The organism is Ruegeria atlantica, from assembly GCF_013032455.1.
Taxonomy (GTDB): Bacteria; Pseudomonadota; Alphaproteobacteria; order Rhodobacterales; family Rhodobacteraceae; genus Ruegeria; species Ruegeria atlantica_B.
Genome location: NZ_WQCF01000029.1, coordinates 1 through 5,206 on the forward strand (window position 1 = coordinate 1; position 5,206 = coordinate 5,206).

The 5,206-nt window shown below is 51.7% G+C and carries 5 protein-coding genes; 4 read left to right on the forward strand and 1 reads right to left on the reverse strand.

Features of this window, described 5'->3' with window-relative positions; translation table 11 throughout:
* Positions 1 to 62 precede the first annotated feature (62 nt).
* Positions 63 to 989, reverse strand: a complete 927-nt coding sequence (locus tag GOW93_RS20535; RefSeq protein ID WP_170388231.1) for a helix-turn-helix domain-containing protein — start codon at positions 987 to 989, stop codon at positions 63 to 65.
* Positions 990 to 1,146: 157 nt separating this feature from the next.
* Between GOW93_RS20535 and GOW93_RS20540 the strand changes: the two genes are divergently transcribed.
* The 4 genes from GOW93_RS20540 to GOW93_RS20555 all read left to right on the forward strand — a co-directional run.
* On the forward strand, positions 1,147 to 2,889 hold the full coding sequence (locus GOW93_RS20540; protein ID WP_170388233.1) for an amidohydrolase: 1,743 nt from the start codon (positions 1,147 to 1,149) through the stop codon (positions 2,887 to 2,889).
* A 76-nt stretch (positions 2,890 to 2,965) separates the two neighbouring features.
* Complete coding sequence (locus GOW93_RS20545) at positions 2,966 to 3,391, forward strand: putative quinol monooxygenase (protein WP_170388235.1); 426 nt, start codon at positions 2,966 to 2,968, stop codon at positions 3,389 to 3,391.
* Entirely contained in the window at positions 3,388 to 4,287 is a 900-nt protein-coding gene (locus tag GOW93_RS20550; RefSeq protein ID WP_170388237.1) for a hypothetical protein, read from the forward strand. Before GOW93_RS20545 ends, GOW93_RS20550 begins: the two co-directional genes overlap by 4 nt.
* A 143-nt stretch (positions 4,288 to 4,430) precedes the next feature.
* Positions 4,431 to 5,206 (forward strand): DUF3299 domain-containing protein (locus tag GOW93_RS20555; protein ID WP_170388240.1); only part of this gene is annotated, 776 nt, incomplete at its 3' end.

Sequence of the window (5,206 nt, forward strand, 5' to 3'; positions counted from 1 at the left end):
GTGCAGCGAATGGCTGGTCTGAGAGCCTAAAGCGGACTTTCGTCTTAAGAAACCCCTGTACATCAACCGTTTTTGGATCGCCAAGCCGTTTCTATCGGCGTCTCCCCGAAGAATTGGCGGTAGGCAACTGATGTCCGGCCTAGGTGGCTAAAACCGGCTTCGCCGATGAGTTTCGAAACGACACCTTTCTCATAGGTGCTTTCCAGCAGAAGCGACCTGAGCCGATGTAGTTGGACAATCGACTGGAACTTGCTTGGGCCAACCCCGAGCTGTTTTTCAAAAGCCAAAAAGAGTGCGCGCCGCGATACCCCAAGTTCGCGACAAAGCTCTTGAACCGTTAGTTTTGTGCCAGCCGGGTTTTCTGAAAAATACTCTTCGGCCGCCACAACGGTCTTCCATTGACTATGGCCAGCCTTTTCTGCGGCCATTTGTGGTTCGGCACAGTAAAGAAAGTCACCTGCTAAGTTTTCGAGGTTCTCGAGAATGTCATTCAACATCCAAGTATCTGTCGCACCCGCAGTAGTTTGTTTGCGGCAAAGCCATTTCTCAATGCATCGGGCATAAGCATTCAGAGCGTCGGATCTGGACAGGCGGATGGGTGCTTTAAACGTTGCCCATCCACGCTTCTCGACCTGTAGCCACGGAACTTCCAGCAGGTATATCTGAGTGCCGGCTTCGGCCACGTAGTCATACTCTGTTGGCTTTTGCCCTTGCCAGAACACAAGAAACGGATCCTCATATAGAGTTCCCTGAAATCGAACCGGTTCACCGTTCGGCAAGACTAACCCGAGGAAGACTGTGTCGCCGTGTTGAACTTCGTGGAAACGAATACGCGAATAATATTCCTCGCAATAAAGGCTAAATCCATTGTGTTGGGCCATGCGCCAATTCAGCTTCGGACCCTGTGGAGACAGCGCCAGCGCTTCGTGTTGGACGCCGGTGTAATCAGGCAGATCTTCCACTGAACGTATTTTCTCGGACAGCAACATAGCGCCTCAGTTAACCCAAACTGCGACCGGTTCAAGCAGCAGTACAATTAAATTCAATTATTCATAATAGTTTGCACGATTCGGATAGCCAGCTTTAAACACAGGTTACACTATCGATCTCGAAGTTCGAAAATCTAACACGTCCTCGGAGTGCCTCATGAAAAAGCTAACACTTTCCATTGCTGCGCTACTGGTATCGTCAACTGCTCTGTACGCGCAGGCCGCCGATCTTGTCTTTACCAATGCGTCTGTCCTTACCATGAATGACGATGCGCCGACGGCGCAGGCCGTTGCGGTCACCGGGAACCAGATAAGCTATGTTGGCGATGTCGCGGGGGCAGAGGCGCTGGTTGGCGAAAACACCGAAGTTCTGGATTTGGGCGGGGATACCCTGCTGCCGGGCTTTGTGTCAGGCCACGACCACATCGTTGCATCGGGCTGGACGTCGCGCGGTGTAAGTCTGTTTGGAATTGAAACACTTGAGGAGGCCTTGGCCGCAGTCAAGGAATATGCCGATGCAAACCCTGATGAGGAGTTAATTCTTGGATATGGGTTCAATCAAGTGGCCTATGGCGGGTGGCCCACAAAAGAAGATCTGGATTCGGTGGTTTCTGACCGTCCGGCCTTTATCCTCGACTTCACAATCCACGATGTTTGGATGAACTCCAAAGCCTTTGAAGCGGGTCAAGTCAGCCCTGACGAAGAGGATCAGGTGCCGGGTGTTATGTTCTGGCAGCGTGACGCGGAAGGCAACCAGACCGGAATCGGCATTGAGTTCCAGTGGGCTGCGGCATTTAGAAATGCGGGGGCTTGGGACCCAGCAGGTGAAATTCCTGATATCCAGAAAAACCTCTACGATCAGGCCGTCAAAACCGGAATCACAGCAGTGCACGTGCCTTTGATGGCTATGCCGACAGTTACCGATCTGTCGCTTGTGAAAGATGATGAGAAACTCGCGCTGGCCCACCTACACGAACTGGAAAAGAACGGTGAGCTAACGATCCGCACTTTTGTTGCGACGGGATTCAAGGACCCGACCGCCACTGCTGATGAAATCGTTGAACACACACTCGAATTACGCGAACAGTACGACAGTGACATGCTGCGCATTTGGGGCATTAAAATCCATCCGGAAGGGAACTGGAGTTCAAAGACTGCCTGGATGCTGGACGATTACGCCGATGGGTCTGCAACGCGCGGTGCGGCTGCCATTGAAGGCCCAATGATAACTTCGGTCTACCTGCAGGCCAATCAGAACGGGCTTCCGGTGGGTACTCACGTCGATGGATCACAAACAGTGCGCAACACGGTGGACGCAATTATGACGGCACGCGGAGCGGGGTACGATGTTCCGAACAACCTTTTGCACCACTATTTCTGGGTATCCGATCAGGACCATGAAACAGTTATCGAAAACGAAATCATGGTGAACACGACCCCACTTTTCCACGTTGACTGGGAAGCACAGGACGTTAACGCGTTGGACCTGTTGGGGCGCGCAAAGGTCGAAGCGATTTTTGCCCGCTATTCCTCGCTGATGGCGCTTGGACACAACGTATCGATCTCCTCGGATGTGCCATCCGCGCCGATTGATCTGATCGGTCCGCTCCTGAACGTTGAAATTGCGATGACTTTGCAGGACCCACTAAATCCGGACAGCAAACCGTTCCCGTTGTCACGCAAACCGGCCTCATTGGAAGAGTCTTTGAAAGCGGTCACGATCTATCCTGCCGCGCAGCAAGCAATGGAGGACAAGATAGGTTCCATCGAAGTGGGCAAATATGCCGACCTTGTCGTTCTCGATCAGGACATTACTGCAGTCGAACCGCGTGAAATTTCGAACATCAAGGTGTTGGGTACGCTAATGGATGGGCGGTTCACGCATCGGGACGGCATTTGACTGCTGGGGCAGTTAAGGCCGGGGGATGCACATTGCCTCTGGCCATCGCGTGCAAACTCCAGACAGGAGACCAGAATTGAAACGACTGGTTCGATGTACAGCTTTGTGGCTGGCTGCAAGTTTTTCAATGGTGACTCTTGCTCAGGCAGAAGAAGTCGCATTCATTGCCATACTGAGCGTTCCGGCTGAAAACGCGCAGGCTTTTGATGCTTTGGCCAAAGACATGGTCGAGGCATCTGCCACCGATGACGGGCTTTTGATTTATGAGTTCGCCCGAGTTGGCGAGACTGTGTACGGCTACGAACGCTATGTGGATGTGGCTGCCCACGCCCGGCACGAAGCGTTGATCGAGCCCTTCATTCCACAGTTGGTTGAGTTGGCGCAGTTCGAGAAGATTGTCACCCTATCGCAGCTTACGGATGACCATCAGGAACTGTTCCGAAGTATTGGTGCAGAGATTGGCCAACCAATTGCCGCTGCAGCGCAAGGACCATCCAAATGATTGCGCAATGGCAAAGAAGGTTCAGACAAAGTCTACAGAAAAATCTAAGCGGAACTCGGGAGCAAATGATGAAATGCCGACTTTGCACTTGTGCTGTATTCTTCGCTGCGCTGATGAGTGTTCAAGCCAATGAAGCTCAAGCTTGTGACGCGGCTTGTCAGGCGGCGCGGAAGGCCGCGAACCCGCTTGCGAACACAAAAGCTCTGATCACCGACAATACAATCGCCTTCAGAACCGGGACGGACGACGACGACAGCTACAATTTTCAGCTACAGCCCGTCTATTCGGTTCCACTGACGGACGCCACTTTGGTGCTTCGGGGGATTGTGCCGATTCAAGGTGTCCAGCCCGGAGCCGTGTTGCCGCCGGGAATTGTCGATCCCTCGGAAGAAGATGATTTGACTTGGGGCATCGGCGATTCAACTGTTCAGGCATTTTATTCACCTACGCCAGGAGACAGCGGAATCGCACTCGGCTACGGCCTGCAAGTATCCCTTCCAACGCATACTAATGACGCCTTGCAAGGCGCAGGTTGGGGCGCTGGCCCTGCCTTTGTCATGTTTGGGCAAACCGGTGATCTGTCGTGGGGTGGTGTCATTGCCCATATGTGGGGCGAGAACGATTTCAACGTGACCATCCTTCAACCTATTTTGAACTATGGTTTGGGAGAGGGTTGGTACGTTGGGTACAACAACGTCGTTTCGTACAACTGGAATTCCGCCAGCAATGATGAAGCATGGGCAATTCCATTGGGTTTGACGGCTGGAAAAACGTCCATCATCAATGAAGCCAAAGGCACCGCTATGGATGTCAGTGTGGGATACTACACTCTAGAGCGCAAACCTGACGGCGGGCCGGACAGACAACTTAAACTGGGTTTGTCGTTCTTTTTTTGATGGGCGCTTTGGAAGCATGATTCAAGAGACTGCTTTCAGCGACTGGGTGCAACAATAACGTGGGAATGAACGATCCCTTGTATAGTCGACCTTGGCCGAAACTTGGCTCCATCGCAACTAAGAGAAACAACTGGAGCTCTGAAATGACAAGCAACCTGATCGCTCTGGCAATTACAGTTTTTGCGTTCGCACACATTCAAACTGCTCAGGCAGAAGTTGCCGAGGGGCCGCAAGAATCTGCTGCCCAAGCGTCTCCTTCAGGGGCGAAGCGTTTTGACATGTCTGAGCGCTTACTTGATTTGGCCATTGCCGCAAGCTCCAAAGCGTTAGATGAATCTATTCAGGAGCATGTTGCGGTTAGTTGGCGTGATTTGAAGCCAACCCTAAAGTCTCTGGAAACCCCATTTGAAACGCTGCCAGATCCGTTGTTAAACGCTATGCGAACGCAAGTTCGTTGGCGAACATCCAGTACCAGTGAGCGCTCTGATTCTGATCTAATTAAAGAATATAAGGCGGCCAATGGTGTTCTGGCCGCAAATGATGTCGACGTAGAAAAGCTAATGCTAGAGCGCCGAAAAATCATTGCGCAAAACAACTCAATCGGCCGCGGTCCAAATTTAGAAAAACTGGGTACGACAATCAGGCTACCAGGGTACATAGTACCACTGACAATCGATGGAGGAGTTGTAACCGAATTTCTGTTTGTCCCGGTAGCAGGTTCTTGCGTTCATACTCCTTCGCCGCCACCCAACCAGATCATTCATGTTGATTACCCAAAGGGCGTCGAATTTAAATCGATATTCGATGCATTTTGGATCGAAGGTGAACTGTCAGATGAACGCAAAATCAGCGATGTTACATTCTACGACGGCCTAGCAAATGTGGAATCCATTTATAAACTCAACGCGCATATTGTTGA

What these genes read in the sequence shown, in the direction of transcription:
- GOW93_RS20535 (WP_170388231.1), bottom strand. Translation starts at nt 989, where the DNA reads ATGTTGCTGTCCGAGAAAATACGTTCAGTGGAAGATCTGCCTGATTAC.
- GOW93_RS20550 (WP_170388237.1), top strand. Translation starts at nt 3,388, where the DNA reads ATGATTGCGCAATGGCAAAGAAGGTTCAGACAAAGTCTACAGAAAAAT.
- GOW93_RS20540 (WP_170388233.1), top strand. Translation starts at nt 1,147, where the DNA reads ATGAAAAAGCTAACACTTTCCATTGCTGCGCTACTGGTATCGTCAACT.